The organism is Streptomyces cinnamoneus, from assembly GCF_002939475.1.
GTDB lineage: Bacteria > Actinomycetota > Actinomycetes > Streptomycetales > Streptomycetaceae > Streptomyces > Streptomyces cinnamoneus_A.
Genome location: NZ_PKFQ01000001.1, coordinates 2,316,214 through 2,342,608 on the forward strand (window position 1 = coordinate 2,316,214; position 26,395 = coordinate 2,342,608).

18 protein-coding genes are annotated in these 26,395 nt (G+C 71.4%); 1 reads left to right on the plus strand and 17 read right to left on the minus strand.

Features of this window, described 5'->3' with window-relative positions:
* Positions 1-150 precede the first annotated feature (150 nt).
* On the plus strand, positions 151-2,193 hold the full coding sequence (locus CYQ11_RS09850; protein WP_099200557.1) for a hypothetical protein: 2,043 nt from the start codon (positions 151-153) through the stop codon (positions 2,191-2,193).
* A 97-nt stretch (positions 2,194-2,290) separates the two neighbouring features.
* Here the strand turns inward: CYQ11_RS09850 and obgE are convergent, their stop codons facing one another.
* From obgE to CYQ11_RS09940, 17 genes are all read right to left on the minus strand, one after another.
* Positions 2,291-3,733: a GTPase ObgE gene (obgE, locus tag CYQ11_RS09855; RefSeq protein ID WP_099200556.1), complete on the minus strand. Its 1,443-nt coding sequence runs from the start codon at positions 3,731-3,733 to the stop codon at positions 2,291-2,293.
* Between the two features lie 118 nt (positions 3,734-3,851).
* Positions 3,852-4,106, minus strand: a complete 255-nt coding sequence (gene rpmA / locus CYQ11_RS09860; protein ID WP_008738950.1) for a 50S ribosomal protein L27 — start codon at positions 4,104-4,106, stop codon at positions 3,852-3,854.
* A 14-nt stretch (positions 4,107-4,120) separates the two neighbouring features.
* Positions 4,121-4,441 (minus strand): 50S ribosomal protein L21, encoded by a 321-nt coding sequence (gene rplU / locus CYQ11_RS09865; protein WP_099200555.1) that lies wholly within the window; start codon positions 4,439-4,441, stop codon positions 4,121-4,123.
* Positions 4,442-4,724: 283 nt separating this feature from the next.
* Complete coding sequence (locus tag CYQ11_RS09870) at positions 4,725-8,927, minus strand: Rne/Rng family ribonuclease (protein ID WP_104650978.1); 4,203 nt, start codon at positions 8,925-8,927, stop codon at positions 4,725-4,727.
* Between the two features lie 222 nt (positions 8,928-9,149).
* Positions 9,150-9,929, minus strand: a complete 780-nt coding sequence (locus CYQ11_RS09875) for a TIGR03936 family radical SAM-associated protein (RefSeq protein WP_099200553.1) — start codon at positions 9,927-9,929, stop codon at positions 9,150-9,152.
* A 235-nt stretch (positions 9,930-10,164) separates the two neighbouring features.
* Positions 10,165-11,322 (minus strand): HTTM domain-containing protein, encoded by a 1,158-nt coding sequence (locus CYQ11_RS09880; RefSeq protein WP_099200552.1) that lies wholly within the window; start codon positions 11,320-11,322, stop codon positions 10,165-10,167.
* The gene (locus tag CYQ11_RS09885) at positions 11,312-12,070 is read right to left on the minus strand and encodes a DUF5819 family protein (protein WP_240003508.1); all 759 of its coding nucleotides are present in this window, start codon (positions 12,068-12,070) and stop codon (positions 11,312-11,314) included. The genes CYQ11_RS09880 and CYQ11_RS09885 overlap by 11 nt, the downstream gene beginning before the upstream one ends.
* A gap of 1,341 nt (positions 12,071-13,411) precedes the next feature.
* A complete protein-coding gene (locus CYQ11_RS09895; protein ID WP_205041814.1) occupies positions 13,412-14,908 on the minus strand; it encodes an ice-binding family protein in 1,497 nt (498 codons plus the stop codon).
* A gap of 422 nt (positions 14,909-15,330) precedes the next feature.
* Positions 15,331-17,280, minus strand: coding sequence for a TIGR03960 family B12-binding radical SAM protein (locus CYQ11_RS09900; RefSeq protein ID WP_099200551.1), 1,950 nt, complete (start codon positions 17,278-17,280; stop codon positions 15,331-15,333).
* 131 nt (positions 17,281-17,411) lie between these two features.
* Positions 17,412-18,950 (minus strand): CYTH and CHAD domain-containing protein, encoded by a 1,539-nt coding sequence (locus tag CYQ11_RS09905; RefSeq protein ID WP_104650979.1) that lies wholly within the window; start codon positions 18,948-18,950, stop codon positions 17,412-17,414.
* A gap of 64 nt (positions 18,951-19,014) precedes the next feature.
* On the minus strand, positions 19,015-20,214 hold the full coding sequence (rodA, locus tag CYQ11_RS09910; RefSeq protein ID WP_099200550.1) for a rod shape-determining protein RodA: 1,200 nt from the start codon (positions 20,212-20,214) through the stop codon (positions 19,015-19,017).
* The gene (mrdA, locus tag CYQ11_RS09915; RefSeq protein ID WP_099200549.1) at positions 20,211-22,406 is read right to left on the minus strand and encodes a penicillin-binding protein 2; all 2,196 of its coding nucleotides are present in this window, start codon (positions 22,404-22,406) and stop codon (positions 20,211-20,213) included. The genes rodA and mrdA overlap by 4 nt, the downstream gene beginning before the upstream one ends.
* Entirely contained in the window at positions 22,403-23,116 is a 714-nt protein-coding gene (gene mreD / locus CYQ11_RS09920; protein ID WP_099200548.1) for a rod shape-determining protein MreD, read from the minus strand. Before mreD ends, mrdA begins: the two co-directional genes overlap by 4 nt.
* A 4-nt stretch (positions 23,117-23,120) precedes the next feature.
* Positions 23,121-24,053, minus strand: a complete 933-nt coding sequence (gene mreC / locus CYQ11_RS09925; RefSeq protein WP_099200547.1) for a rod shape-determining protein MreC — start codon at positions 24,051-24,053, stop codon at positions 23,121-23,123.
* A 129-nt stretch (positions 24,054-24,182) separates the two neighbouring features.
* Positions 24,183-25,202, minus strand: a complete 1,020-nt coding sequence (locus CYQ11_RS09930; RefSeq protein WP_004950903.1) for a rod shape-determining protein — start codon at positions 25,200-25,202, stop codon at positions 24,183-24,185.
* Positions 25,203-25,529: 327 nt separating this feature from the next.
* Entirely contained in the window at positions 25,530-25,943 is a 414-nt protein-coding gene (gene ndk / locus CYQ11_RS09935; protein ID WP_099200546.1) for a nucleoside-diphosphate kinase, read from the minus strand.
* Between the two features lie 106 nt (positions 25,944-26,049).
* Positions 26,050-26,394: a DUF4233 domain-containing protein gene (locus CYQ11_RS09940; protein ID WP_099200545.1), complete on the minus strand. Its 345-nt coding sequence runs from the start codon at positions 26,392-26,394 to the stop codon at positions 26,050-26,052.
* Between the last annotated feature and the right edge of the window lies 1 nt (position 26,395).

Genomic DNA, 26,395 nt, shown 5'->3' on the forward strand with positions numbered 1-26,395 from the left:
TGTGAGGGTTGGCATGCCGGAAGATTGCTCCTGGACCGGCGGCCGTCATACGGTCGGTGGTCGACCGTTGTCCACCGCGGGTCCGCGTGAGACCGAACGTGCCCACGACGGTTCCCCCTACCCCTAGACCTCCTGCCAGGAGCCCGCCCAGTGCCTTCTGCCGGAACAGCCTCCCGCCGAGCCGTACAGCTCGCGGCGCTGCTCGCGATGCTGGTGTTCTTCGCCGCACAGCTCGTCGGTGCGCTGCTGCCCCTCGTACCGCTTCTGATCTCCGCCTCGGCGGCGGGGCTCGCGCTCGACCTCTACCTCCAGCACCGGGACCCCGGTCTGGTCGCCGTCCTCGGCAAGATCCGCTTCGACGTCATGGTGCGGCAGCTGCTGCGCGACATGCTGGTCCTGATCGGACTGGTGCGGCTGAACGGCGACGACTCGCTGCGCGGCTACGTCCCGGTCGTCGCCGGGCTGGTGCTCTTCTACGCCGCGCACCTGGCCTGCCAGGCCACCGCGATCCTCGTGCGCCGCAGCCGCACGCTGCCGTTCCTGACCCGGAACATCGACGCCTCCGGGCTGCGCCTGACCGCCGCCCCGCCCCGCCTGCTGGCCCGCCAGCACGGCCGCCGGCTGCTGCGCTTCGCCGTCCCGGCGACCGCGGGCCTGCTGGTCACCGCGGGCACCCACCGGGCGCTGTGGGCGGAGATCGGCGTCGGCGCCGCCGTCGTGCTCGCCCTCGGCGGCACGGCGTACCTGGCCGGCTGGCTGCGCCCCAAGAAGCGCGTCGCGAACGAGCAGCAGGCCCTGCAGTGGCTGGACAAGTGGCTCGCCGCCTACCAGCCGACCGTCGGCATGTACTTCTCCGGCGGCACCACCTCGGCCTACCAGGCCAACATGTGGCTCTCCACCCTCGCCGAGCTGGACGGCAACCCCGTCATCGTGCTCCGCGAGCGCTTCATGATGCAGAAGATCGAGGCCACGGACGTGCCGATCGTCTGCATCCCCAAGGTCGTCCACCTGATGGCCCTGGAGAAGTCCTCGCTGAAGATGATGCTGCACCCGGCGAACTCCGGTAAGACCTCGCAGGTCCTGCGGATGCCGTCGATCAAGCACGCCTTCATCAACCACGGCGAGAGCGACAAGCTCTCCAGCTGCAACCCGTACTCCAAGGCCTACGACGAGGTCTGGGTCGCCGGTCCCGCCGCGCGCGAGCGCTACCAGCTCGCCGACATCGGCGTCGAGGACAAGGACGTCGTCGAGGTCGGCCGCCCGCAGCTCGCGCCGATCCTGCCGTACACGGGCGCGCCCACGGGCGACTACACCACCGTGCTCTACGCCCCCACCTGGGAAGGCTGGGACGGCAACCCCGGCAACACCTCGGTGATGCTCGCCGGCGAGAACGTCGTCCGCGCGCTGCTGGCCGACCCCAAGGTCCGCTTGCTCTACAAGCCGCACCCCATGACGGGCTCGGTGGACCCCCGCGCCGGCCGCGCCAACGAGCGCATCCAGGCCATGATCCGCGAGGCCAACGCCGCCCGTTCCGGGGCCCGCCCCGACGCCGCTGCCGCCGCCGAGCTGGCCCGCCGCACGACCGAGCTGGACCGCCTCACCACCAGCGGCTTCCGGGAGAGCGCCGACGAGGTCGAGCGCATGATGCTCCAGGGCACCCCGGAGAAGGGCCGCGCGGCGACCGTGGAGGCCGCCACGGCCGCCTGGGAGGCCGCCTACTGGGCCTCGCTGCCGGAGTGGGAGCACCAGATCATCACGGACGCCCGGCCGGCGCTCTTCAGCTGCTTCAACCAGGCCGACCTGCTGATCAGCGACGTGTCGAGCGTCGTGTCCGACTACCTGATCAGTGAGAAGCCGTACTCCGTCGCCAACACCAGCGGCATGTCGGAGGAGGAGTTCCGGGCGAGCTTCCCGACGGTGAGCGCGGCGACGATCCTCACGCCGGAGGCGGCGGGCGTGCCCGGTCTGCTCGCGGCGGTCCGCGACCCCTCGCTGGACGGTCTGGCGCCGGCCCGCGCCGAGCTGAAGGTGCAGCTCCTGGGTCCGGCCGACCCGCCGTCGCTGGTCCGCTTCAACGCGGCCGCCCTGGCGCTGGCCGCGAAGGCGGACGAGCGCCGGGCCCGCATGGAGGCCCGCGCCTCCGAGATCCCCGCGCCGCGCTTCGGCGACGCCGAGGAGACGGTGAGCGCGTAGCCGCACCGCGCACGCACGGACACGGCGAAGGCCCCCGGGAGGTTCTCCTCCCGGGGGCCTTCGCCGTGGACGGGGCGGGGCCGCGCGGCCCCGGGGCTCAGCCCCCGAAGGGGTTGAAGCCCTCGTACTCCTGAGATGCCTCGTCGCGCTCCGCGTCGCGGTCGCGGCGGCGCTGCGCGGCGGGGCGCGGGGCCTCAAGGCGGTGGTCCTCGCCACGGCGGCCGAGCATCTCCGCGCCGGCGGCCATCGACGGCTCCCAGTCGAAGACGACCGCGTTCTCCTCGGGGCCGATGGCCACGCCGTCGCCCGCGCGGGCACCGGCCTTCATCAGCTGGTCCTCGACGCCGAGGCGGTTGAGGCGGTCGGCCAGGTAGCCCACGGCCTCGTCGTTGTTGAAGTCGGTCTGGCGCACCCAGCGCTCCGGCTTCTCGCCGCGCACGCGGAAGAGGCCGTCCTCCTCCTGCACCACCGTGAAGCCCGCGTCGTCGACGGCCTTCGGCCGGATGACGATGCGGGTCGCCTCCTGCTTGGGCTTGGCGGCCCGCGCCTCGGCGACGATGCCGGCCAGCGCGAAGGACAGCTCCTTCAGGCCCTCCCGGGAGACGGCCGAGACCTCGAAGATGCGGTAGCCGCGCCCCTCCAGCTCGGGGCGGATCATCTCGGCGAGGTCCTTGCCGTCCGGGATGTCGACCTTGTTGAGGACGACGATGCGGGGCCGGTTCTCCAGGCCGCCGTACTCGGCCAGCTCGGCCTCGATGACGTCGAGGTCCGTCAGGGGGTCGCGCTCGGACTCCAGCGTCGCCGTGTCCAGCACGTGCACCAGCACCTCGCAGCGCTCGACGTGCCGCAGGAACTCCAGGCCCAGGCCCTTGCCCTGGCTGGCGCCCGGGATCAGTCCGGGCACGTCGGCGATGGTGTAGACGGTCGCGCCGGCGGTCACCACGCCCAGGTTGGGCACCAGCGTGGTGAAGGGGTAGTCGGCGATCTTCGGCTTGGCGGCCGAGAGCACCGAGATCAGCGAGGACTTGCCCGCGCTCGGGTAGCCCACCAGCGCCACGTCGGCGACGGTCTTCAGCTCCAGGACGATGTCCTGCGTCTGGCCCGGCTCGCCCAGCAGCGCGAAGCCGGGGGCCTTGCGGCGGGCGGACGCCAGCGCGGCGTTGCCGAGACCGCCGCGGCCGCCCTGGGCGGCGACGAAGGTCGTGCCGTGGCCGACCAGGTCGGCGAGGACGTTGCCCTGGCCGTCCTGGACGACGGTGCCGTCGGGGACCGGCAGGACGAGGTCCGTGCCGTCCTTGCCGGACCGGTTGCCGCCCTCACCGGGCTTGCCGTTGGTGGCCTTGCGGTGGGGGCTGTGGTGGTAGTCCAGAAGTGTCGTGACCGACTGGTCGACCACCAGGATCACGTCACCGCCACGGCCGCCGTTGCCGCCGTCGGGGCCGCCGAGCGGCTTGAACTTCTCACGGTGTACGGAGGCGCAGCCGTGGCCTCCGTTACCCGCGGCGACGTGCAGCTCGACGCGGTCCACGAAGGTGGTCATAGCGGTGTGCCTCCAGATACGAACGGGATTGTCTCAGTTGTAACGCAGCGAGGGCGGACCCGCTTCCCCGCAGGGGAAGGGAGGTCCGCCCTCGTTTATCGCTCTACGGAAGCCTTGATCAGGCAGCCGGAACGATGTTGACGACCTTGCGGCCACGGTGGGTGCCGAACTGCACCGCACCGGCCTGCAGCGCGAACAGGGTGTCGTCGCCACCGCGACCGACACCGGCGCCCGGGTGGAAGTGGGTGCCACGCTGGCGGACCAGGATCTCACCGGCGCTGACGACCTGACCGCCGAAGCGCTTCACGCCGAGCCGCTGAGCGTTGGAGTCGCGACCGTTCCGAGTGGACGATGCGCCCTTCTTGTGTGCCATGTGTTCTCAGTCCCTTACTTCGCAGCCGTCGGGATAGCGACGATCTTGACCGCGGTGTACTGCTGGCGGTGACCGATGCGCTTGCGGTAGCCGGTCTTGTTCTTGTACTTCAGGATGTCGATCTTGGCACCCTTGTGGTGGTCCACGATCTCGGCCTGGACCTTGATGCCCGCCAGGACCCACGGGTCGCTGGTGACGGACTCGCCGTCGACCACGAGCAGCGTGGAGAGCTCGACCGAGTCGCCCACCTTGCCGTCGGAAATCTTGTCAACCTCGACGATGTCGCCGACAGCAACCTTGTGCTGGCGACCACCGCTACGCACGACTGCGTACACGCGGATCTCACTCTCGCTAGTAAACGGGACCGCTGATGCCAGCCGCTCGCACGGGCAGAAGCCCGTGACTGTCCGAGTGGACGAGCGGCCTCTCCCGGCGGACCGGGAGGTGTTTGCTCAGTGGTGTGGCGCCACACAGACGCCGACGGTCAAGGTTACGGGGCCTTGACCAGGGGGTCAAACCGGCGCCCTTGAGGGGGCGCCCCCGTCCCCGGCCGCCGGGCGGGCTGACGTGTCAGCCCGCCCGGCGGCCGGGACCGGTCGATCGCGGACGAAGCCGCGGTCAGTCCTCCGAGGAGGCCGCCGCCTTCTTCGCCGTCTTCTTGGCGGGTGCCTTCTTGGTGGCGGCCTTCTTGGCCGTCGCCTTCTTGGCGGTGGTCTTCTTCGCCGCCGTCTTCTTCGCCGTGGCGGCCTTCTTCGCCGGTGCCTTCTTGGCGGCCGTCTTACGGGCCGTCTTCTTGGCCGGAGCGGCCTCCTCGGCCTCCTCCGTCAGCACGGGCGCGGGCTCCGCCGCGGGCTCGGCAGCAGGCTCGGCAGCGGGCTCCGCCACCGGCGCGCTGACGACGACCACGGCCGCCTCCTCCGCACCCGCGGGCGCACCCGCCGGGGCGGACGCCTTGCGGGTCGCCCGGCGCCGCGGCCGCGCCGGAGCGGCGCTCTCCGTGGCGACGACAGCCTCGGCCACCGGCTCCACGGCCTCCGGCTCGGCCGGGGCCGGCGCGGGCTCCGGCTCGGGGGCCGCCTCCACCGGGACCGCCGGCACGACGATCTCCGGCTCCACGGCCTCGGCCGCCTTCGGCGAACCCGCCGGAGCGGACACCTTGCGGGTGGCGCGACGGCGCGTACGGCCGCCCCGCCGGGAGGCGGCGGCCTCGGCCTCGGCCGGGCTGCCGAACCACTCCTCGTCCCCGCCGACCGACGGCTCGAGCTCGGCCTCGGTGACCGCGACGGGCTCCAGCTCGGGCGCCTCCGGGGCCTCGTCGACGACCTCTTCGGTGACGGCCTCGGCGGCGGGCTGCGCCTCGACGGCGCCCTTGCCCTTCTTCTTGCCGCGCTTGCCGCCGCCACCGCCCACGGCGGCCGGCTGGTCCATGTGGACGATCACACCGCGGCCGTTGCAGTGCACGCACTGCTCGGAGAAGGACTCCAGCAGGCCCTGGCCCACCCGCTTGCGGGTCATCTGGACCAGGCCCAGCGAGGTGACCTCGGCGACCTGGTGCTTCGTGCGGTCCCGGCCCAGGCACTCCAGCAGGCGCCGCAGCACCAGGTCCCGGTTGGACTCCAGCACCATGTCGATGAAGTCGATCACGATGATGCCGCCGAGGTCGCGCAGCCGCAGCTGACGCACGATCTCCTCGGCCGCCTCCAGGTTGTTCCTGGTGACCGTCTCCTCCAGGTTGCCGCCCTGGCCGGTGAACTTGCCGGTGTTGACGTCGACGACGACCATCGCCTCGGTCCGGTCGATGACGAGCGAACCGCCGCTCGGCAGCCAGACCTTGCGGTCCAGCGCCTTCATCAGCTGCTCGTCGATCCGGTACGTGGCGAAGACGTCGACGTCCGACGTCCACTTCTGCAGGCGGTCGGCCAGGTCGGGCGCGACGTGCGAGACGTAGCCGTGGATGGTCTCCCAGGCCTGCTCACCGCTGACGATGACCTTCGAGAAGTCCTCGTTGAAGATGTCGCGCACGACGCGGACGGTCATGTCCGGCTCGCCGTACAGCAGGCTCGGCGAGCTCGTCGAGATCTGCTTCGACTTCTTCTGGATCTCCTCCCACTGCGCCTGAAGCCGCTCCACGTCACGACGCAGCTCGTCCTCGCTGGCGCCCTCGGCGGCGGTGCGCACGATCACGCCCGCGTCCTCGGGGACGATCTTCTTGAGGATCTGCTTCAGACGCGCGCGCTCGGTGTCGGGCAGCTTGCGGCTGATGCCGGTCATCGAGCCCTCGGGCACGTAGACCAGGTAGCGGCCGGGCAGGGAGACCTGGCTGGTGAGCCGGGCGCCCTTGTGGCCGATCGGGTCCTTGGTGACCTGGACGAGCACGGACTGGCCGGACTTCAGGGCGGTCTCGATGCGGCGCGGGCCGTTGCCCATGCCGAGCGCGTCGAAGTTGACCTCGCCGGCGTAGAGGACGGCGTTGCGGCCCTTGCCGATGTCGACGAAGGCGGCCTCCATCGACGGCAGCACGTTCTGGACCTTGCCCAGGTAGACGTTGCCGACGTAGCTGGTGGCCTGCTCCTTGTTGACGAAGTGCTCGACGAGGACGTTGTCCTCCAGCACGCCGATCTGGGTGCGGTCCCCGTGCTGACGCACGACCATCACGCGCTCGACGGCCTCACGGCGCGCCAGGAACTCGGCCTCGGTGATGATCGGCACCCGGCGGCGGCCCTGCTCGCGACCCTCGCGGCGGCGCTGCTTCTTCGCCTCCATGCGGGTCGAGCCCTTGATGGACTGGACCTCGTCGAAGCCGGTGCCCGGCTCCCGCTCCTCGCGCTTGCGCGGCTCGCGGACCTTGACGACCGTGCGCTCCGGCTCGTCGGTGCCCGGCTCGGTCTCGGCGGTCTCACCGCTGCGGCGGCGACGGCGGCGACGGCGACGGCTGCCGGCCGACGCGGACGCGCCCGCCTCCTCGGCCTCCTCCTCCGCCTCCTCCTCGGCGGCCTCGGCGGCCTCCTCGGTGTACGACGGCTCCTCCTCGCCGCCCTCGGCCTCGGCGGCCTCGCCCCGGCGGCGGCGACGGCCACCCCGGCGGCGACGGCGGGACGTGCGCTCGCCCTGGTCCTCGTCCTCCGCCAGGGCGCCCTCGGGCTCCTCCTCGGCGGCCTCGGGCTCCTCTTCGACGGCCTCGGCGGCGGGCTCCGCCACGATCTCGGCGGGCTCGCCCCGGCGGCGACGACGGCGACGGCCGGCGGCGGGCTGCGCGGCCTCGGCCGCGGGGGCCTCCTCCTCGCGCTCCTCCTCGGCGACCGTGGCGGCGGCAGCGGCGGCCGCGGCGGTCTCCGGGGTCTGGAACATCGGCTCGGCGAACACCGGCGCCTGGAACACGGCGGTCGGCGGTCGTACGGCACGACGGCGGCCGCGGCCGCCCTCGGCGGGGGCCGGCTCGGCGGCGGGCGCCTCCGGGGCGGCGGCCTCGGCGGTGCCGGCCTGGCGGGTGGCCCGGCGACGGCGCGCGGGCTTGGCGGCGGGCGCCTCCTCGGCCCCGCGGGCGATCACGGGAGCGGCCTCGGCGACGGCCTCGGTGGTCTCCGCGACGGTCGGCTCGGCGGCCAGCGGCTCACCGGTCGGGGCGCTCACGGCGCGCGTGGCGCGGCGACGGGTGCGGGCCGGCTTGGCGGCGGGGGCCTCCGGGGCGGCGGCGGGCTCGGCCGCGGCCTCCAGCGCCTCCGCTTCCTCGGCCTCGACGGGCTCGGTCACCGGCTCGGCGGCCTGCGGCGCACCAGCGGGGGCCGACGCACGGCGGGTGGCACGGCGACGCGCACGGACCGGCGCAGCGGCCTCGGCGGGCTCGGCGGCGGCCTCGGGGGCCTCCACTTCCTCCTCCTCAGCGGCGGCGAGCGGCTCGGCGGCCTGCGGCGCACCAGCGGGAGCCGACGCACGGCGGGTGGCACGGCGACGCGCACGGACCGGCGCGGCGGCCTCGGCGGCCTCGGCGGCGGCCTCGGGGGCCTCCACTTCCTCCTCCTCAGCGGCGGCGAGCGGCTCGGCGGCCTGCGGCGCACCGGCGGGGGCCGACGCACGGCGGGTGGCACGGCGACGCGCACGGACCGGCGCGGCGGCCTCGGCGGGCTCGGCGGCAGCCTCGGGGGCCTCCACTTCCTCCTCCTCAGCGGCGGCGAGCGGCTCGGCGGCCTGCGGCGCACCAGCGGGAGCCGACGCACGGCGGGTGGCACGGCGACGCGCACGGACCGGCGCGGCGGCTTCCGCCGGGGCCTCGGCGGCCTCGGCCGGCTCGACGGCGGCCTCCACGGCCTCATCGGCGGCGGTGACCTGCGGGGCGCCCGCGGGGGCGGTGGCCTTGCGGGTGGCGCGGCGGCGCGGGGTGGTGGGGGCGGCGGCCTCGGCGGCGGCCTCCACGGTCTCCTCGGCGGCCTGCGGGGCGCCCGCCGGGGCGGTGGCCTTGCGGGTGGCGCGGCGACGGGGGCGGGCGGGCGTCTCGGCCGCGGCCTCGGCGGCCGGCTCGGCGCCGGTTTCGGCGGCCTCCGCCTGCGCCGGGGCGGCGGCAGCGGTCTTGCGGGTGGCCCGGCGGCGCGGCCGTGCGGGCGTCTCGGATGCGGCCGGGGTCTCGGCGGAGGCCTCGGCGTCCGGAGCGGCTACGGGCTCGGCGGCCTCGGCCGCCGCTCCCGCGCCACCGGCGGGCGGACCCGCCGGACGGGACGCCGCACGGCGGCGGCGCCTCGGCGGCAGGGTGTCGCTCGGCGAATTGTCGTTGTTGCCGGGAACGCTCTGCGCGGCCCCCGGCTCCGTGGGCTCAATGGATTCGAGCATGCGGGCGGTTCTCCCGTCACGCTCCCGGGCGCCGCGCCGGTTCCGGCCCGTCGGCCCGCGTGATGAGCGCGGTACCGCCGTCCGGGGCGCGGTCGCCGCACGGGAGCTGTCGTCTCGCTCGCCGGGTCCGGTTATCTACGGCACCGGCGAAAGTCTCCTGGTCAGTGCGCCTGCCGGACCGGGTGGCTCCCAGGTGGCGCGGCGGCGCTTCGACGGCCGTCCTTACGCGGAACCTTCCGGCACCTGCTGCGCGGCACTCGGCCCGGCGGCCGTGGTAGAAGCGGCCGGGGCGGCGTCGCGGTCGGGCGCGAGCGGATCGGTCACCGTGCCGGTCTCATCGTCGAGCAGCCCCTGCGCCAGCCTGGTCACCGCAGCGGGGACCGGCGGCGCCAGGTCGGCCGTGGCGCGGAGACCGGACAGGACGTCGTCGGGTCGAACGGCAGGTGTCGAATGCCGAACAACCAGCCGCAGTATCGCACAGGCACCGTCGCCGGGCCTATCGGCCGGAGCAGCGAGCGCCTCGAGTCGGGTCACCGCGCCACGCGCGTCGAAGGTTCGCAACCCGTTTTTCGTCCGGCGCTGGACCTCGACCGTCTCCGCCGCCATGAACGCCGCGACGGCCTTCTCGGCGTCCTTGAGCTCGACGCCCTCCAGCCGCAGCTCCCACACGGAGGCCTGCAGCCGATCGGCGAACGAGGAGGTATGGGCCTCCACGGCGTCCGTGATGTCGAGCCCGTCGGGCAGCGACTCGTCGAGGAGATCCCGCAGCACTGCGGGGTCGCGGGCCTCGGCGAGCTGGATCTCCAGATACTCGGCCTCGCTGCCCGTGCCGGTGGGTGCGGCATTGGCGTACGACACCTTCGGGTGCGGGGTGAAGCCCGCCGAGTACGCCATGGGTACCTCGGCGCGGCGCAGGGCCCGCTCGAAGGCGCGCTGGAAATCGCGGTGGCTGGTGAACCGGAGGCGGCCGCGCTTGGTGTAACGCAGACGGATGCGCTGCACCGCGGGTGCGGGCGGCGGGCCTTCGGGCTGTCGCTTGCCCAGTGTCTTTCAGTCCCTCGTGAGTGCGGTCATTCTGCTACCTAGAGTACGTGCAACGAGGGCCCTGCCGATCCGGCAGGGCCCTCGTTGGAACGCTTGTCAATCTGGGTCCACGTACCCGCTCGCGGCCTTGTGAACCCTGCCTCCATTCTCACGTGGGTGAGAGGCGCACAGGATGACGCTCCCCCACAGTCCGCTATTCCTGCTGATCGGGGACCTTTTCCTGAGCGTGGCGAGCCGCCACCGGAGCACCGGCCCGCGGCGGGACGAGGCTTCCGGTGCGTGCCCGGGGCACCGTCGCCTCGCCGGCGGGCCGTGACAGGCGCGCACGCCAGGCCCGCTGGAGGAACTGGAAGAAGCGGTCGGGCAGGAACACGGTGTCGGCAATGATCATCGCACCGGAGAACACCGGGAGCCCCAGCATGACGGCGATCGCGACGTGCATGCCGATCAACAGGACGAGAACGACGTATTTGGCCCTGCTGAACAGGGCGAACGGGCAGGCCACCTGGACCAGCACGGTGAGGTAACCGACGACGGCCATGAGGAGCTGGTGGCTGTCGGCCAGATGGGAGAGCCCGGGCCAGGGGCGGAACAGGTCGAGATTCAGCACATAGTGCAGCGCGGTGCCGTCGCGCCACGTGCCTCCCTGCACCTTGTACAGACCGGCGCATCCGTACAGGATGCAGACCTGGGCCGCGATGACGAACATCCCGCAGTTGTGCAGCAGGACACTCAGCTGCCCCCGGACCAACACGTCCTGCTGCCGGGCGGGCAGCCAACTCGACCGTTGGTGTCCGCGCCCGTCCGCGCGAGCGCGGAGCCGCTTTCTGCGGGCGTCGAGGGACCAGCGCCGGCCACACGCGGTGAACATGAGGTACAGGGCCATCAGGACGATGAGGTTGTCCCCTCCGTCCGTGATGAAGATGTTCCTGCCGTGAAAGGAGGTCACCACGACGGCGAACAGCACGGACAGCACCCGGGTGCGCCACCCCAGCATGAACAACGCGCACGTGACGAGAGCCAGTCCGTAGCAGGTCTCGAAGTACACGGGCCGGTCGGACAGGGGCAGAAAGGTGAACCAGCCGGTCTGAGCGGTCAGTTCTCGCGAGAGGTCCGGAGTCCAGGGCGAACCGGGTCCCCAGATCTCGTCTCGGTGGGGGAACTCACGCAGAAGGAAGACCAAATACAGCAGCCCATATCCCATGCGCAGCACTGCCGCCGCGTGGAGTGAGACCGCTCGTTCGGTCAGAAAGGCGAACGCCCTGGTCACAGGGTCGGGGTGCCGAGACGCGGCGCTCGGCGGCGGGCTGTCCGGCCAGGCGTCGGCGCCGGTCGTCCGGTCAGTTGTCATGGGATGTCACCTGCCACCACGGGAGGTACCTGGAGTCGGAGGGAGGTTGCGGGGAGCGGCTGCCGTCGGCCCTCCGCGCCGGCGACGCGATCGGGGTGGTGATGACGCGCAGCTGGATCGCGTCAAAGGAGCGGTGGCTGCGGGCTGCGCGTTGTGCGGCGATGTTGAGCAGATATCTCTGGATGATCCTGGCCCGATCCGACTCGGACTGGTCCCTGGTCCCGTGCGAGTCGAGGTAGGCGGACCAGGCCCGTCGCAGCATGTTCTGGTTGATGTGACTGGGGAAGGCGTTGTGCCGCACGGCAGAGGCGTCGACGGCGCTCAGATCGATCCAGCCGCTCACCTGCCGGGCGCCATCGGGCGCCATCGTCGCAGTCCGGGCCAGGACCCTCCGCCGAGCACCCTCCGGATCGGGGGCGAACAGCCGCCAGTTCTGTTCGAAGTAGGGATAGACCCACGTGCTGATCCTCCCCTCGTACCGCTGGGAGACAGTGTTGGGAGGCGCGACGGACAAGAACACCATGCACACGTGCACCATGACCGTCGCGACGCACACGGCGGCCGCGAAGGCGATCACCAACCCCGCCGGTCTCGACATCGGCACGGGCGAGGCCGGCCCTTCGCAACCGGTTTCCTCCACGTCCGCCGCGGCGGGCCTGGTAGCGGTTATGGGCAGCTTGGGAACCACCCCTTCATCCTTTACCGGCACACTGCCATTCCCCGCGCGGTTGTAGTCGGTGCTGCTCATCCCGTCCTCTTTGTCGCTTGGCCCGCGGTGCCCGCCGACCACAACGGTCCGCCCGTCCGCCCCGGGCGCGGTGGACGCCGCCCGGGGCATCGGGAAATACATCGTGCGATTCCGCCCGCCGGGCGCGGTCTGCGAACTGCGCGAGACCGCGCCCTCACAAGCTGCCGAACGCGGATGCCCGCGATGTCACCAACCGTGTCGGTCGTCGTGCCCGCACTCGGAGTGGTGCCCGCCGCATTCGTGGCCGCCGTGCCCGCCGTGCCCGCCGTGCCGGCCGCATTCGTGCCCGCCGCATTCGTGGCCGCCGTGGCCGCCGTGGCCGCCGTGCCCGCCGTGCCGGCCGCATTCGTGCCCGCCGCATTCGTGGCCGCCGTGGCCGCCGTGCCCGCCGTGCCGGCCGCATTCGCGCCCGCCACATTCGTGGCCGCCACACCCGCCGTGCCCGTGCCCACCGTCGTGCCAACGGTCACACGGCCCGAAGTCCCGGTCGTGGCCGCGCCCATGACCGCAGTAATCGTGGTCGCAACGGTCACACCCGTGACCATGCTGCCCATGCCAGCAAGAGCCGCCGCCTGTGGTGCTCGTGCCCGAGCCGCCGGTCACCGTGGCGGTGCTCCTGGGGGCGAGGAGGCTCCCGGCGGTCGAACCGGCGAGAAGGCCGAAATGGCCGCCCGTCAGCCCAACAACGCCCCCCGACGTCAGTCCCAGGGTGACATTCGTGACCGGGATGACCGGCGGAATGGTCAGGTCGATCGCATTCGCACTGGTCGGCATCAGCACCATCCCCGCAGCGCCGAGTACCGCCGTGAGGACCGCTGCGGCCCAAGCGGTAAATCTGCGCCAATGAGGCGCGCAAGGAATGTTCGATTTCATCGAGGTGCCCAACTCCTTCAAGGGTTCGGTGAATCCTGTACAGGCGGCCTAAGGCGCTTACTCTGAAAGCACACAAGGAATTCCGTCTCGGAGAGAAAACCTCTTGTCTTTCAGTTCTGCCGAACGGAGACCAAGCGCTTCGAATAAGCCCAGGGAATAGTAGACACGGTTGAAGAAACCGGACCCTTGCAAAGGAGTGGAGCATCCGAGTGATTTTCAAGGAGAAGCGTCTGTCACGGAAACTGTCGCGTGGGCTCGCGTGGTGAACTCATGGATTCGGCCCATTCGCCACGCGCCGCCCGAGGCCCTGACGGCGTCCGCGCCGGGCGCGGTGCACGTCGCCCGCGGCGGCGGCAAGTACGTCGTTTCTCGTCGGGAAATACGCCGTGCGGTCCGCCCGCCCGGCGCGGCCCGCGAGCTCCGCGGGACCGCGCCATGGCGGACTACCTCATACGGACCTGCACGACGTCACCGGCTGCGACGTCCGTGGTCCTCGCACTCGGGGTGATGCCGACCGCATTCGTGGCCGCACCCATCGTGGCCGCCGTGCCCGTACTCTCCGTCGTGCCGACGGTCACAGGACTCGAACTGCCGGTCACGGCCACGCTCGTGGTCGCAGCGACCGCACTCGTGGTGGCCGCCCTCACCGTGGTCACGGCCGTGCTCGTGGTCGCAGCGACCGCACTCGTGGTGGCCGCCCTCACCGTGGTCACGGCCGTGCTCGTGGTCGCAGCGACCGCACTCGTGGTGGCGGCCCTCACCGTGGTGGCGATCCTCACCATGGTCGTGATCACCGTGATCACCGTGCTCGTGATCACCGTGCTCGTGATCACCGTGGTCGTGATCGCCGTGGTCGTGATCGCCGTGGTCGTGATCGCCGTGGTCGTGATCCTCACCGTGGTGGTGGTGATGGTGGTGCCCCTCACCCGGACCGCCGGTGGTCGTGCCCCCGATCAGACCTCCGATGATCGGGCCTCCCAGCAGGCCTCCGGTGATCGGCCCCCCGAGCAGACCACCCGCGACCGCACCTCCGGGGCCCCCTGTCGTCGGACCGCCGGCCGGACCCCCGGTCGTCGGACCGCCAGCCGGACCCCCGGTCGTCGGGCCGCCAGTCGTCGTCGTGCCCCCAGACGCCGGACCGGCGATCATGCCGGCGGTTCCCTCCGTCGTCATGCCGGTGACCCCACCCGTCGTGCCGGCGATCACGCCGCCCGTGCCGGCCGCACACGATTCCCGGGTGATGGTGTTGGTGTCCAACGTGGTCGACCCATTGCGGGCGAGCGCGCGGCCGTCGATGGTCGCCCCGGTGGTGACCGAGATCGATGTCAGGGCCATGATCGTGCCGACGAAGCTGGAGTCGGTCCCGATCGTGGCGGAACTGCCCACCTGCCAGAAGACATTGCACGGCTGCGCGCCATTGATGAGGGACACCGAACTGCCGGAGGCCGTCTCCAGCGTCGATCCGATCTGGAAGATCCAGACCGCGTTGGGGTCGCCGTGGGCGTCGAGCGTGAGCGTGCCCGTGATGTCGATCGACGACGCTGCTTTGTAGACCCCCGGGTTCAACGTCATGCCGCCGAGATCTCCGGGGGAGGTGAGGGTGGCGTCAGGCGCCTGACCGGCGGCGCTGTCGTACGCGATGGTCAGATCGCTCTGCGCCTGGCCCGCTTGCGCGTCTGCGGCGTGAATGGTTCCGTTCACCGTGCCGGGAGGGAATCCGGTCACCGAGGACCCCGGGCTCACACCAAGGTCCCCATTGATCGTGGAGGGGCCGGTGTTGGTGACGCTCTGGCCGCCCAGGACCGCGTAGCTGTCTGCCGTACCGAGATTGGGGGCTACCCCAATCGCGCTCGCGCGGGTAGGCGTCAGTGCCATCCCGGCGGCAACGAGCGCCAGCGTGAGGACGGCAGCCGCCCACGCCATGAATCCGCGCCAATAGGAAACGGTAAAGACGTCCGATTTCATCGAGGCGCCCACCTCCTTCGAAGGGTTCGGTAGAACTCATTTCAGACGGCCCTGAATACTGACCTCCTAGTGCACAGAATTCCGACGCCAGAAAATGCGATTACCCTACGCCGCCCTGGTGGAGATTCTGCTCACTGAACGTTCAGGCCAATGCTAGTGATCCGTGGGGGATTACGCCGTCACAAAGAGTGGAACATTCGGGTGGTCTTCCGCGACAAATCAGTCATCCCGGTTGTACGGAAATGAGCCCGCACTGGCGACATCGTTCCTGAGGTTTCCACCTCGCGATGAACTTCACCCGCCTCAGCGCTTGGACTTCCAGCACCCCGCACCTTCCGCTTCAAAGCAGTGCGGCCCGTCGCCTGATGGCGACGGGCCGCATGAGGGGCTGTGCATTTACCAACCGTGGCGCTGATCCCGAATCAGCAGCTGTTTCCGCTCGTCACAGGATTAACGACACTCAGCGGCAGCAGCTTCTTGCCCGTCGGGCCAATTTGGATGGACGTGTCCATTTGCGGGCAGACGCCGCAGTCGAAGCACGGCGTCCAGCGGCAGTCCTCGACCTCGGTCTCGTCGAGCGCGTCCTGCCAGTCCTCCCAGAGCCAGTCCTTGTCCAGACCGGAGTCCAGGTGGTCCCAGGGCAGGACCTCCTCGTAGGTACGCTCGCGCGTCGTGTACCAGTCGACGTCGACGCCCTGCTCGGGCAGGGTCTGCTCGGCGCACTTCATCCAGCGGTCGTAGCTGAAGTGCTCGCGCCAGCCGTCGAAGCGGCCGCCGTCCTCGTAGACCGCGCGGATGACCGCGCCCACGCGGCGGTCACCGCGCGAGAGCAGGCCCTCGATGATGCCGGGCTTGCCGTCGTGGTAGCGGAAGCCGATCGAGCGACCGTACTTCTTGTCGCCGCGGATCTTGTCGCGCAGCTTCTCCAGACGGGCGTCGGTCTCCTCGGCGGAGAGCTGCGGCGCCCACTGGAACGGGGTGTGCGGCTTGGGCACGAAACCGCCGATGGAGACGGTGCAGCGGATGTCGTTGGACTTCGACACCTCACGGCCCTTGGCGATCACGTTGACCGCCATGTCGCCGATCTGGAGCACGTCCTCGTCGGTCTCGGTGGGCAGGCCGCACATGAAGTACAGCTTCACCTGGCGCCAGCCGTTGCCGTAGGCGGTGGCGACGGTCCGGATGAGGTCCTCCTCCGAGACCATCTTGTTGATGACCTTGCGCATGCGCTCGGAGCCGCCCTCGGGCGCGAACGTCAGACCGGAACGGCGGCCGTTACGGGTCAGCTCGTTCGCGAGATCGACGTTGAACGCGTCGACACGGGTCGAGGGCAGGGACAGACCGATCTTGTCCGCTTCGTAGCGGTCGGCCAGGCCCTTGGCGATGTCACCGATCTCGGTGTGGTCGGCGGAGGACAGGGAGAGGAGGCCGACCTCCTCGAAGCCGGTCGCCTTGAGGCCCTTGTCCACCATGTCGCCGATGCCGGTGATGCTTCGCTCCCGCACGGGGCGCGTGATCATGCCGGCCTGGCAGAAACGGCAACCGCGCGTGCAACCGCGGAAGATCTCGACCGACATCCGCTCGTGAACGGTCTCCGCGAGCGGCACCAGCGGCTGCTTCGGGTACGGCCACTCGTCCAGGTCCATGACGGTGTGCTTGGACACGCGCCACGGCACGCCGGAACGGTTCGGGACGACACGGGCGATGCGGCCGTCGGCCAGGTACTCCACGTCGTAGAAACGCGGCACGTACACGCCGCCGGTCTTCGCGAGGCGCAGCAGCAGCTCGTCGCGGCCGCCGGGGCGGCCCTCGGCCTTCCAGGCCCGGATGATCTCGGTGATCTCCAGGACGGCCTGCTCGCCGTCACCGATGACCGCGCAGTCGATGAAGTCCGCGATCGGCTCGGGGTTGAAGGCCGCGTGGCCGCCCGCGAGGACGACCGGGTCGTCGATGGTGCGGTCCTTGGACTCCAGCGGGATGCCGGCCAGGTCCAGGGCCGTGAGCATGTTGGTGTAGCCGAGCTCGGTGGAGAAGCTCAGGCCGAAGACGTCGAACGCGCCGACGGGGCGGTGGCTGTCCACGGTGAACTGCGGCACGCGGTGCTCACGCATGAGCTCCTCGAGGTCCGGCCACACGCTGTACGTGCGCTCGGCGAGGACGCCCTCGCGCTCGTTGAGGACCTCGTAGAGGATCATGACGCCCTGGTTGGGCAGGCCGACCTCATAGGCGTCCGGGTACATGAGCGCCCAGCGGACGTCGCACTCCTCCCACGGCTTGACGGTGGAGTTCAGCTCTCCACCGACGTACTGGATGGGCTTCTGCACATGCGGGAGCAGGGCCTCAAGCTGTGGGAAGACCGATTCGGCAGTCATCTGGGCGAACCTTCGTGAGCTGGCAGGGGCGACTCTCAAGCGTAACGTGCCGGGAATCGCCCCCCGTGCGCGATCTTCCCCACCCCCGCGGCGGCGGGAACACCGTGCGAACGACCGGGGTCGCCGGCCGGTCACGCGGTCGGCCCCTCCCGCCACCGTTCGTCCGACGCCTCGGCCCACACCCGCGGCAGTTCGCGCTCGTCGTCCGCCGCCCGCCGTTCCTCCCTCCCGTACAGCAGGCCGTACGTGAACGTGTCCTCCCCCGCCAGCGCCGCCTGGCCCGCGATCGTGCGCAGGGCGGCGCGGGCCACGACACTGTCCTGGTGGTCGCCCAGGAGGGACTGGACGTCCTTCATCCGGCGGGCGAACCGTTTCGCCGGCTTGCCCAGCGCCGGGGTGGCCGCCTCCGCCGCGTAGCGGGCCCGCTTGGCGGCCTTGCGGGCCTCGTGGAGGGCCACGTCCCGGTCCTGGCCCGCGTCGGTGGAGAGCGCGTGCTCGACGCGGCCGGCCAGCCTCTCGTAGTCGCGCAGCACCGCCTTGGCGAACACCGGGCCGGGCGGGCGGGTGGCGGCGGGGCGCAGGGGCGGGTCGGCGAGGAGCGTGTCGAGGGCGTCGAGGAGGGCCAGATAGCGCTTGCCGTCGAGGACGGCGGTCACGCGCCGGCGGGCTTCGGCGTGGTTGCGGCCGGACCAGATCCGCAGCCGGGCGCGGACGGGGCCGCGCACGAGCGGGCGGGGCACCGCGTCGATCCCCTCGCGCAGCCGTTCGGCGAGGACCTCGCGGTCGCGGGCGACGCCCAGTTCGCCGGCCAGCCACTTCAGCTCGTCGCCGAGGGGGTCGGTGACGTGCCGGTCGAGGACCTTCCCGTACGTGCGGAAGGCGCTGCGGAGCCTGCGGGTGGCGACGCGCATCTGGTGGACGGCGTCCTCGGTGCCCCGGCGGGCACCGGCGTCGAGGGCCGTGACGGCGTCGACCTGTTCGCGCAGGTAGGCCAGTACGTGGTCGCCGGCGCACGCCGCGCGGCCGGGGGCCGGGGCGGCGGCCGGCGCCGGTGGGTCGTCGAAACCCGTCTCCTTCAGCGCCCGGGCGAGTTTGCTGGGTGCGGCCGACGGCCGCAGGCCCGCCCGGCGCAGGTGGGGTTCGAGGGCGTCCAGGAGGGCGGGGTCCTGGCCGGCGGCGAGTTCGATCTCGATTTCGCTCCACCGGGCGGTGTCCGCGCCGCCGGTGAGCCGGGTCGCGGTGACGGCGTCGGCGCTGGCCTCGGCCAGGGGGGTGCCGTCGGCGGCGAGCAGGTGCCGGGTCTCGCGGTGGGTGGCGATGTGGACCAGGGGGGCGAGGGGCGCGTCCCGGGTCCGCGCGCGGACCAGCGACGTGAGGGTGCGGGGGAGGTCGTCGCTCAGGGGGGCGCGGATCTCGTCCCGCGTTCCGGAGGCGACGGGGAGCTTGAGGTGCCAGCCCGCGTCGGTGCCGCCCGTGCGGCGGCGCAGGGTGATGCCGGCGGCGGCGAGGCGCCGGTCGGCGGTGTCGTAGTAGACGGCGTCCAGCTCCGCCGTGTCCGGGTCGGTGACGCGCGCGACGGGGCCGGCCCCCGCGAGGCCGGGGAGGTGGGCCGTGCCCGTGGCGTCTCCGGCTTCGTACTTCCGCTCGATCTCTCTCACGGTGTCCGCCATGACGCCGAATCTAGTCGGCGGACGCCGGGGGCGGCAGGGCCTCCTTGCGCCACCTGGACACCCCCTAGGCGGACATCGGCCGCTGGGCCTTGATCGACTGGAGGAGCCCGACCGCTATCCAGGCCGCGAACATCGAGGAGCCGCCGTAGGAGACGAAGGGCAGCGGGAGTCCGGTGACGGGCATGATGCCCAGCGTCATGCCGATGTTCTCGAAGCTCTGGAAGGCGAACCAGGCGATGACGCCGGCGGCCACGATGGTGCCGTAGAGCTCGGTGCTCTCGCGGGCGATGCGGCAGGCGCGCCAGAGCACGACGCCGAGGAGGAAGATGATCGCTCCGGCACCGACGAAGCCGAGTTCCTCGCCGGCGACGGTGAAGATGAAGTCGGTCTGTTGTTCGGGGACGAACTGGCCGGTGGTCTGGGAGCCGTGGAAGAGGCCGGCGCCCGTGAGGCCGCCCGAGCCGATGGCGATGCGGGCCTGGTTGGTGTTGTAGCCGACGCCGGACGGGTCGAGGGCGGGGTTGGCGAAGGCGGCGAAGCGGTTGATCTGGTACTCGTCGAGGACGCCGAGCTGCCAGATGAGGACGCAGCCGAGGACGCCGGCGCCGACGAGGCCGAGGACCCAGCGGTTGGAGGCGCCCGAGGAGAGCAGCACGGCGAGGACGATCACGACCAGGACCATGACGGAGCCGAGGTCGGGCATCAGCAGGATGACGACGATCGGCAGGGCGGCGAGGCCGAGGGCCTCCATGACCGTGCGGTGGTCGGGCTGGCGGCGGTCGCCGGCGTCGACCTTGCCGGCCAGCAGCATAGCCATCCCCAGCGTGATGGTGATCTTGGTGAACTCGGAGGGCTGGATGGAGAAGCCGCCGCCGAGCTGGATCCAGGAGCGTGCGCCGTTGATGGTCGCGCCGAGCGGGGTGAGCACGGCGAGGGTGAACAGCAGGGAGATCGCGTAGAGGATCGGCACGGCCCCGCGCAGGGCGCGGTGGCCGAGCCAGACGGCGCCGAGGGCGAGGGCGAGGCCGATGCCGGTGTTGAGGACGTTGCGCAGGAGGAAGTAGTACGGGTCGCCCTGGTTGAGCTCGGTGCGGTTGCGGGTGGCGGAGTAGACCAGCAGGGTGCCGATGCCGGACAGGGCGAGGGCGGCGAGCAGCATGACCCAGTCGAGGCGGCGCAGGACGGAGTCGCGGGCGGTCAGACGGGACCAGGCGCCGCGTTCGGGGGAGAAGCGGCGCAGGGGGTAGCCCTCGGCGGCGGTCATCGGTCGTCGTCCTCCCGGCGGGCGGGCTCGGGTTCGGGCGGGGAGGCGGAGGCGGACGGGGAGGCCGATTCCGAGCCGGACGGCGACGGGGACGGCGACGGGAGGGGCTGGGCCTCGATGGTGCCGTCCTTCTCGACCTTGGGGAGCTTCGCCTCGGGGTGGGGCAGCAGGGCCTTCTTGTCGTCGATCTTGCCCTGTTCGTCGACGCCGTAGAGGGCGTTGTAGATGTTGCGCACGGCGGGGCCGGAGGCGCCGGAGCCGGTGCCGCCCTGGGAGATGGTCATGATGACCGTGTAGTCCGCGGTGTAGGTGGCGAACCACGAGGTGGTCTGCTTGCCGTAGACCTCGGCGGTGCCGGTCTTGGCGTGCATGGGGATCTGCTTCTGGGGCCAGCCGCCGAACCGCCAGGCGGCGGTGCCCTGGGTGGCCACGCCGGCGAGGGCGGCGTCGATCTGGTCGCGCGTCCTGGCGTCGAAGGGCAGCTTGCCGTGCGAGGTGGGCGCGATCTCCCGGATGCTCTTGCCGTCGGGGCTGACGACGGCCTTGCCCACGGTGGGGTTGTAGAGGGTGCCGCCGTTGCTGATGGCGGCGTAGATGGTGGCCATCTGGACGGGGGTGACCAGGGTGTCGCCCTGCCCGATGGAGTAGTTGACGGAGTCACCGGCGCGCATGCGCATGCCGGACTCGCAGTTCTCCTTGGCGATCTTCCCGGCGTAGCTGTCGTCCTTGTCGCCCTGCTTGCACCAGGCGTCCTTGTTGGCGTCCCAGTAGCGCTTCTTCCACTCGCGGTCGGGGACGCGGCCGCGGACCTCGTTGGGGAGGTCGATGCCGGTCTCCTTGCCGAGGCCGAACTGGTGGGCGGTCTTGTAGAACCAGTCGGCGGGGTGCTTGGGGTTGTTGCCGCCGTCCTTCTGCCACTGGCGGTAGGCCAGGTCGTAGAAGACGGTGTCGCAGGAGACCTCCAGCGCGCGGCCGAGGTCGATGGACCCGTAGCCCTTGGACTCGAAGTTCTTGAAGACCTGGTTGCCGATGCTGTAGGAGCTGGAGCAGTTGTAGTTGCCGTTGAAGTCGTATCCGGCGTTGACGGCCGCCGTGGTCGAGATGACCTTGAAGATGGAGCCGGGGGCGGCCTGGCCCTGGATGGCCCGGTTGAGCAGCGGGTAGTCGGAGTCCTTGCCGGTCAGGGCCTGATAGTCCTTCGCGGAGATGCCGCCGACCCAGGCGTTGGGGTCGTAGGTGGGGTTGGAGGCCATGGCCACGACGCGGCCGGTCTTGGACTCCATCACGACGACGGCTCCGGAGTCGGCCTTGTAGGGGACGCCGGTGTTGCGGTCGATCTCCTTGCGGGCGTCCTTCATGGCCTGGTCGAGCTCGCGTTCCGCTATGGCCTGCACCCGTGCGTCGATGCTGGTGACGACGGCGGCGCCGGGCACGGCCTTGTCGCTCTTGGCCTTGCCGATGACGCGGCCGAGGTTGTCGACCTCGTAGCGGGTGACGCCGGCCTTGCCGCGCAGCTCGGCGTCGTACTGGCGCTCCAGGCCCGAGCGGCCGACCTGGTCGGAGCGCATCAGCGGCGTGTGGGAGTCCTTGGCCTTGGTGATCTCCTCGTCGGTGACGGGCGACAGGTAGCCGAGGACCTGGGCGGTGTTGGAGCCCGCGGGGCCGCCGTAGCGGCGGACGGCGGTGGGCTCGGCGGTGATGCCCGGGAAGTCCTCCTGGCGCTCGCGGATCTGGAGGGCCTGCTGGGTGGTGGCCTCGTCGGTGATGGGGATGGGCTGGTACGGCGAGCCGGCCCAGCAGGGCTTGGGCGTCTTGGCGTCGCACAGCCGCACCTTGGCGGCGACCTCCTCGGGCTTCAGGCCCAGGACGCCGGCGAGGCGGCCCAGGACGGTCTTGCCCTTGTCCTTCATCTTCATCAGGTCGGTGCGGTTGGCGGAGACCACCAGGCGGGTCTCGTTGTCGGCGAGCGGCACGCCGCGGGCGTCGAGGATCGAGCCGCGCGTGGCCGGGGCGACGACCTGCTGGATGTGGTTGCTGGCGGCCTCGGCCGTGTACTGGTCGCCGTTGCGGATCTGGAGGTACCACAGGCGGCCGGCGAGGGTGATCAGCAGGGAGAAGACGAGGATCTGGATGACCACCAGCCGGATGGTGATGCGTGAGGTCCGGCCGGAGTCGGGGTGGTTGCCGCTCACAGCCGCTTGCCCCCCTTGATCTTGATGCGCTGCTTCTTGGCGGACCGCACCAGCAGTCCGCCGCGCTGGCCGCCGATCCAGCTCCTGCGGCCCATCAGGTTCTTGCGGCCCGTCCGGCTCGCGCGGCCGACGCGGAAGCTGCCGCCGGACATCCGGCTGTAGGGGCCCTCGGCCGTCGCGACGGCGGTCCCCTCGGCCGTGAGCGGGTCACCGGCGGTGCGCCGGGCGAGGGCCATGATGAGCGGCACGGTGAAGGGCGCCAGCAGCAGGTCGTAGAGCGCCGCGGTGCACACGAGGCCGGTGAGCCCCACGTGACGGGCGGCCGTGTCGCCGACGAGGGAGCCGACGAGGGCGTACAGCAGCGTCGAGCCGATGGCCGCGGCGAGGACGGCGAGCATGGGGACCGTGGCCGAGCGGAGCCGGCCGGTCTCGGGCCGGACGAGGCCCACGAGGTAGCCGATGAGGCAGAGCACCAGCGCGTAGCGGCCGGTGGCGTGGTCGGCGGGGGGCGCGAGGTCGGCGAGGAGGCCGGCGCCGAAGCCGACGAGGGCGCCCGCGGTGTGGCCGTGGACGAGGGCGAGGGCGACCACGACGAGGAGCACCAGGTCGGGCACGGCGCCGGGCAGGTGCAGGCGGGCGAAGATGCTGACCTGGACGACGAGGGCCAGCACCACGAGCGCGGCCGACAGCAGGATCCGGTTGAGGCGCATCGGTCTAGTCCTGGGGTTGGGCGCTCGGGGAGGGCGAGACGGTGACGGTCACCGTGGGGGCGGGCTTGGGGGCCTCGGGCTTGGGCGGCAGGACGGTGTCGCGCGGGTCCTCGCGGGGCGCCTGAACGACGACGCCGACGAGGTCGAGCTTGCTGAAGCCGACGAAGGGGCGGACCTGGAGGGTGCGGGTGAGGCCGCCGCCGGCGGGCTCGACGCGGGTGACCTCGCCGACGGGGACGCCGGGGACGAAGGGCTTGTCCTTGCTGGAGCCGAAGGTCACCAGCCGGTCGCCTTCGTGCACGACGGCCTTGCCGTTGAGGAGTTCGACGCGCAGCGAGCGGTCGCCCTGGCCGCCGGCGAAGCCGAGCTCGCCGGTCTTCTCCATGCGGGTGCCGACGGTGAACTTGGGGTCGCTGGCGAGCAGGACGGTGGAGGTGGAGGGGCCGACGGTGGTGACGCGGCCGACGAGGCCGTCGCCGTTGAGCACGGTCATGTCGCGCCGGACGCCGTCGTCGCTGCCGATGTCGATGGTGACGGTCCAGGAGAAGCCCTGCGCGGCTCCTATGGCGATGACCTGGGCGCCCTTGATGCCGTACTGGCCGCGGGCGGCGGTCCCCAGCATGGTGTCGAGCTCGCGGAGCCGGCCGCGGTTGCGGTCGTCGCTGCCGAGCTTCTGCTTCAGGGCGGTGTTCTCGCGTTCCAGGTCGGTGATCCGCCGGCTCCGGTCGCCGGAGTCCCGGACGGCGGCGACGGCGTCGCCCACGGGGTCGACGGCGGCGGCGACGCCCTTCTCCACCGGACCGAAGACCGAGGCGGCGGCGTGCCGCGCGCCGTCGAGCGGGGACTGCTCACCGCCGCGGATGTCGACCGTGATCAGCGCGAACGCGATCGCGATCAGCAGCACCAGCAGCAGCCGGCTCTCTCGTGTGTCCCTCACGTGCGGCGGCGTGCCCTTCTCGTGGGACCGTCCGGCTGCGGTTCCGGGCGGTCATCGGAAGCGTTCTGCCTGTATATCAGGTTGTTTCGGTGCTCCCGGCGCGCCGGGGGAACCGGGGGCCGGCACCGGTCACCTACGGGGCTGGGCGTCCAACACCTGCTGGAGCGCCTCGAACTCCTCGACGCACTTGCCGGAGCCGAGCGCGACGGAGTCCAGGGGGTCCTCGGCGATGTGGATCGGCATGCCGGTCTCCCGGCGCAGCCGCTCGTCGAGGCCGCGCAGGAGAGCGCCGCCGCCGGTGAGAACGATGCCGCGGTCCATCACGTCACCGGACAGCTCGGGCGGGCACTTGTCGAGCGTGGTCTTGACGGCGTCGACGATGGAGTTGACGGGCTCCTCGATGGCCTTGCGGACCTCGGCGGCCGAGATGACCACGGTCTTGGGCAGGCCGCTGACGAGGTCGCGGCCGCGGATCTCGGTGTGCTCGTCCTGCTCCAGGTCGTAGGCCGAGCCGATGGTGATCTTGATCTGTTCGGCGGTGCGCTCGCCCAGCAGGAGGCTGTACTCCTTCTTGATGTGCTGGATGATCGCGTTGTCCAGCTCGTCGCCGGCCACCCGGATGGACTGCGCGGTGACGATCCCGCCGAGGGAGATGACGGCGACCTCGGTGGTGCCGCCGCCGATGTCCACGACCATGTTGCCGGTGGCCTCGTGGACGGGCAGGCCCGAGCCGATCGCGGCGGCCATCGGCTCCTCGATGATGTGCACCTGGCGGGCACCGGCCTGGGTGGAGGCCTCGATGACGGCGCGGCGCTCGACGCCGGTGATGCCGGAGGGCACGCAGACGACCACCCGGGGGCGGGCCATCCAGCGCCGCTTGTGGATCTTGAGGATGAAATAGCGGAGCATCCGCTCGGTGATCTCGAAGTCGGCGATCACACCGTCCTTCAGCGGGCGCACCGCGACGATGTTGCCCGGGGTCCGGCCGATCATCTTCTTCGCCTCGGCGCCGACCGCGAGAATGCCACCGGTGTTCGTATTGATCGCGACGACTGACGGCTCGTTGAGAACGATGCCGCGGCCTCTGACGTACACCAGCGTGTTGGCGGTCCCGAGGTCGACAGCCATGTCACGGCCGATGAACGACATGTTGTTCCCCATGAGGATACGTCTGGCCTTCCCAGCTGGAGCGATTGCTTACTTGAGGTCGGCAGGTGGTGCGCTGCGGGGCGCCGAGGCTTCATCGTAGTCTCGCCCGCTCGAACGCGGTGCGAGGGTTCCTCCGCCATTGTGGGCGGAACACGACCCGGCCCCAGTAATGGTGACGTCGTGTCGGAGTGAGAGGTTCCCTCGTTCGCCGCGCATATGCCAAGGGCGACCGTTGAATTACTGGGCCGGGGAGCCCGGGTGCTCACCCCCGGGAAAACACAGTAATCGGTCGCCCCAGATCACCATGGGCGTTCGTCTGATCCGGTATCAGGCGAGGCCGGGAAAGAAAATCTTGATTTCCCGCTGGGCGGACTCCTCGGAGTCCGAGGCGTGGATCAGGTTCTCCCGCGTGATGGTGCCGAAGTCGCCGCGGATGGAGCCGGGAGCGGCCGCGATGGGGTCGGTCGGGCCGGCCAGCGCCCGGACGCCCTCGATCACGCGCTCGCCCTCGACGACCATGGCCACGACGGGGCCGGAGGACATGAAGCCCATCAGGGGCTCGTAGAAGTCCCGGCCGACGTGCTCGGCGTAGTGCTGCTCCAGCGTCGCGCGGTCCAGGGTGCGCAGCTCCAGCGCGCTGATCGTCCAGCCGGCCTTGCGCTCGATGCGGGCGATGATCTCGCCGACCAGCTTCCGCTGCACGGCGTCCGGCTTGAGGAGGACGAGGGTGCGCTGGCTCATACTGCGGCTCCTTGCGGCGATCGAGTGTGGTGGGCAGAGAGTACAGGGGGCCGGCCGGGCGGCGGCACCCGGACCGGGATCACCCGGTCCGGGAAGGGCGCGCCGGTCAGGAGGCCTCCGCCTGGGCGGCGGCGAAGCGGGCCTTGGCTTCGTCGACCTTGCGGCCGAAGTGGACCGAGGCCCACCACAGACCGGCGAAGACCACCCCGAGGATGAACATCATCGGCACGACGAGGCCGCTGGCGATCAGCCCGATCTGGAGCGCCCAGCCCAGCTGGACCCCGCCGGGCCGGGTGAGCATCCCGCACAGCAGCACGCTGAGCACCATCGCCGTCCCGCTGACGGCCCAGACGGTGCCGGTGGACAGGTCGGAGGTCTGCATGGCGACCAGGCCGGCGAAGCCGATGACGAAGAACTCCCCGATCAGGGTGCTCGCACACAGCGTCCGCATG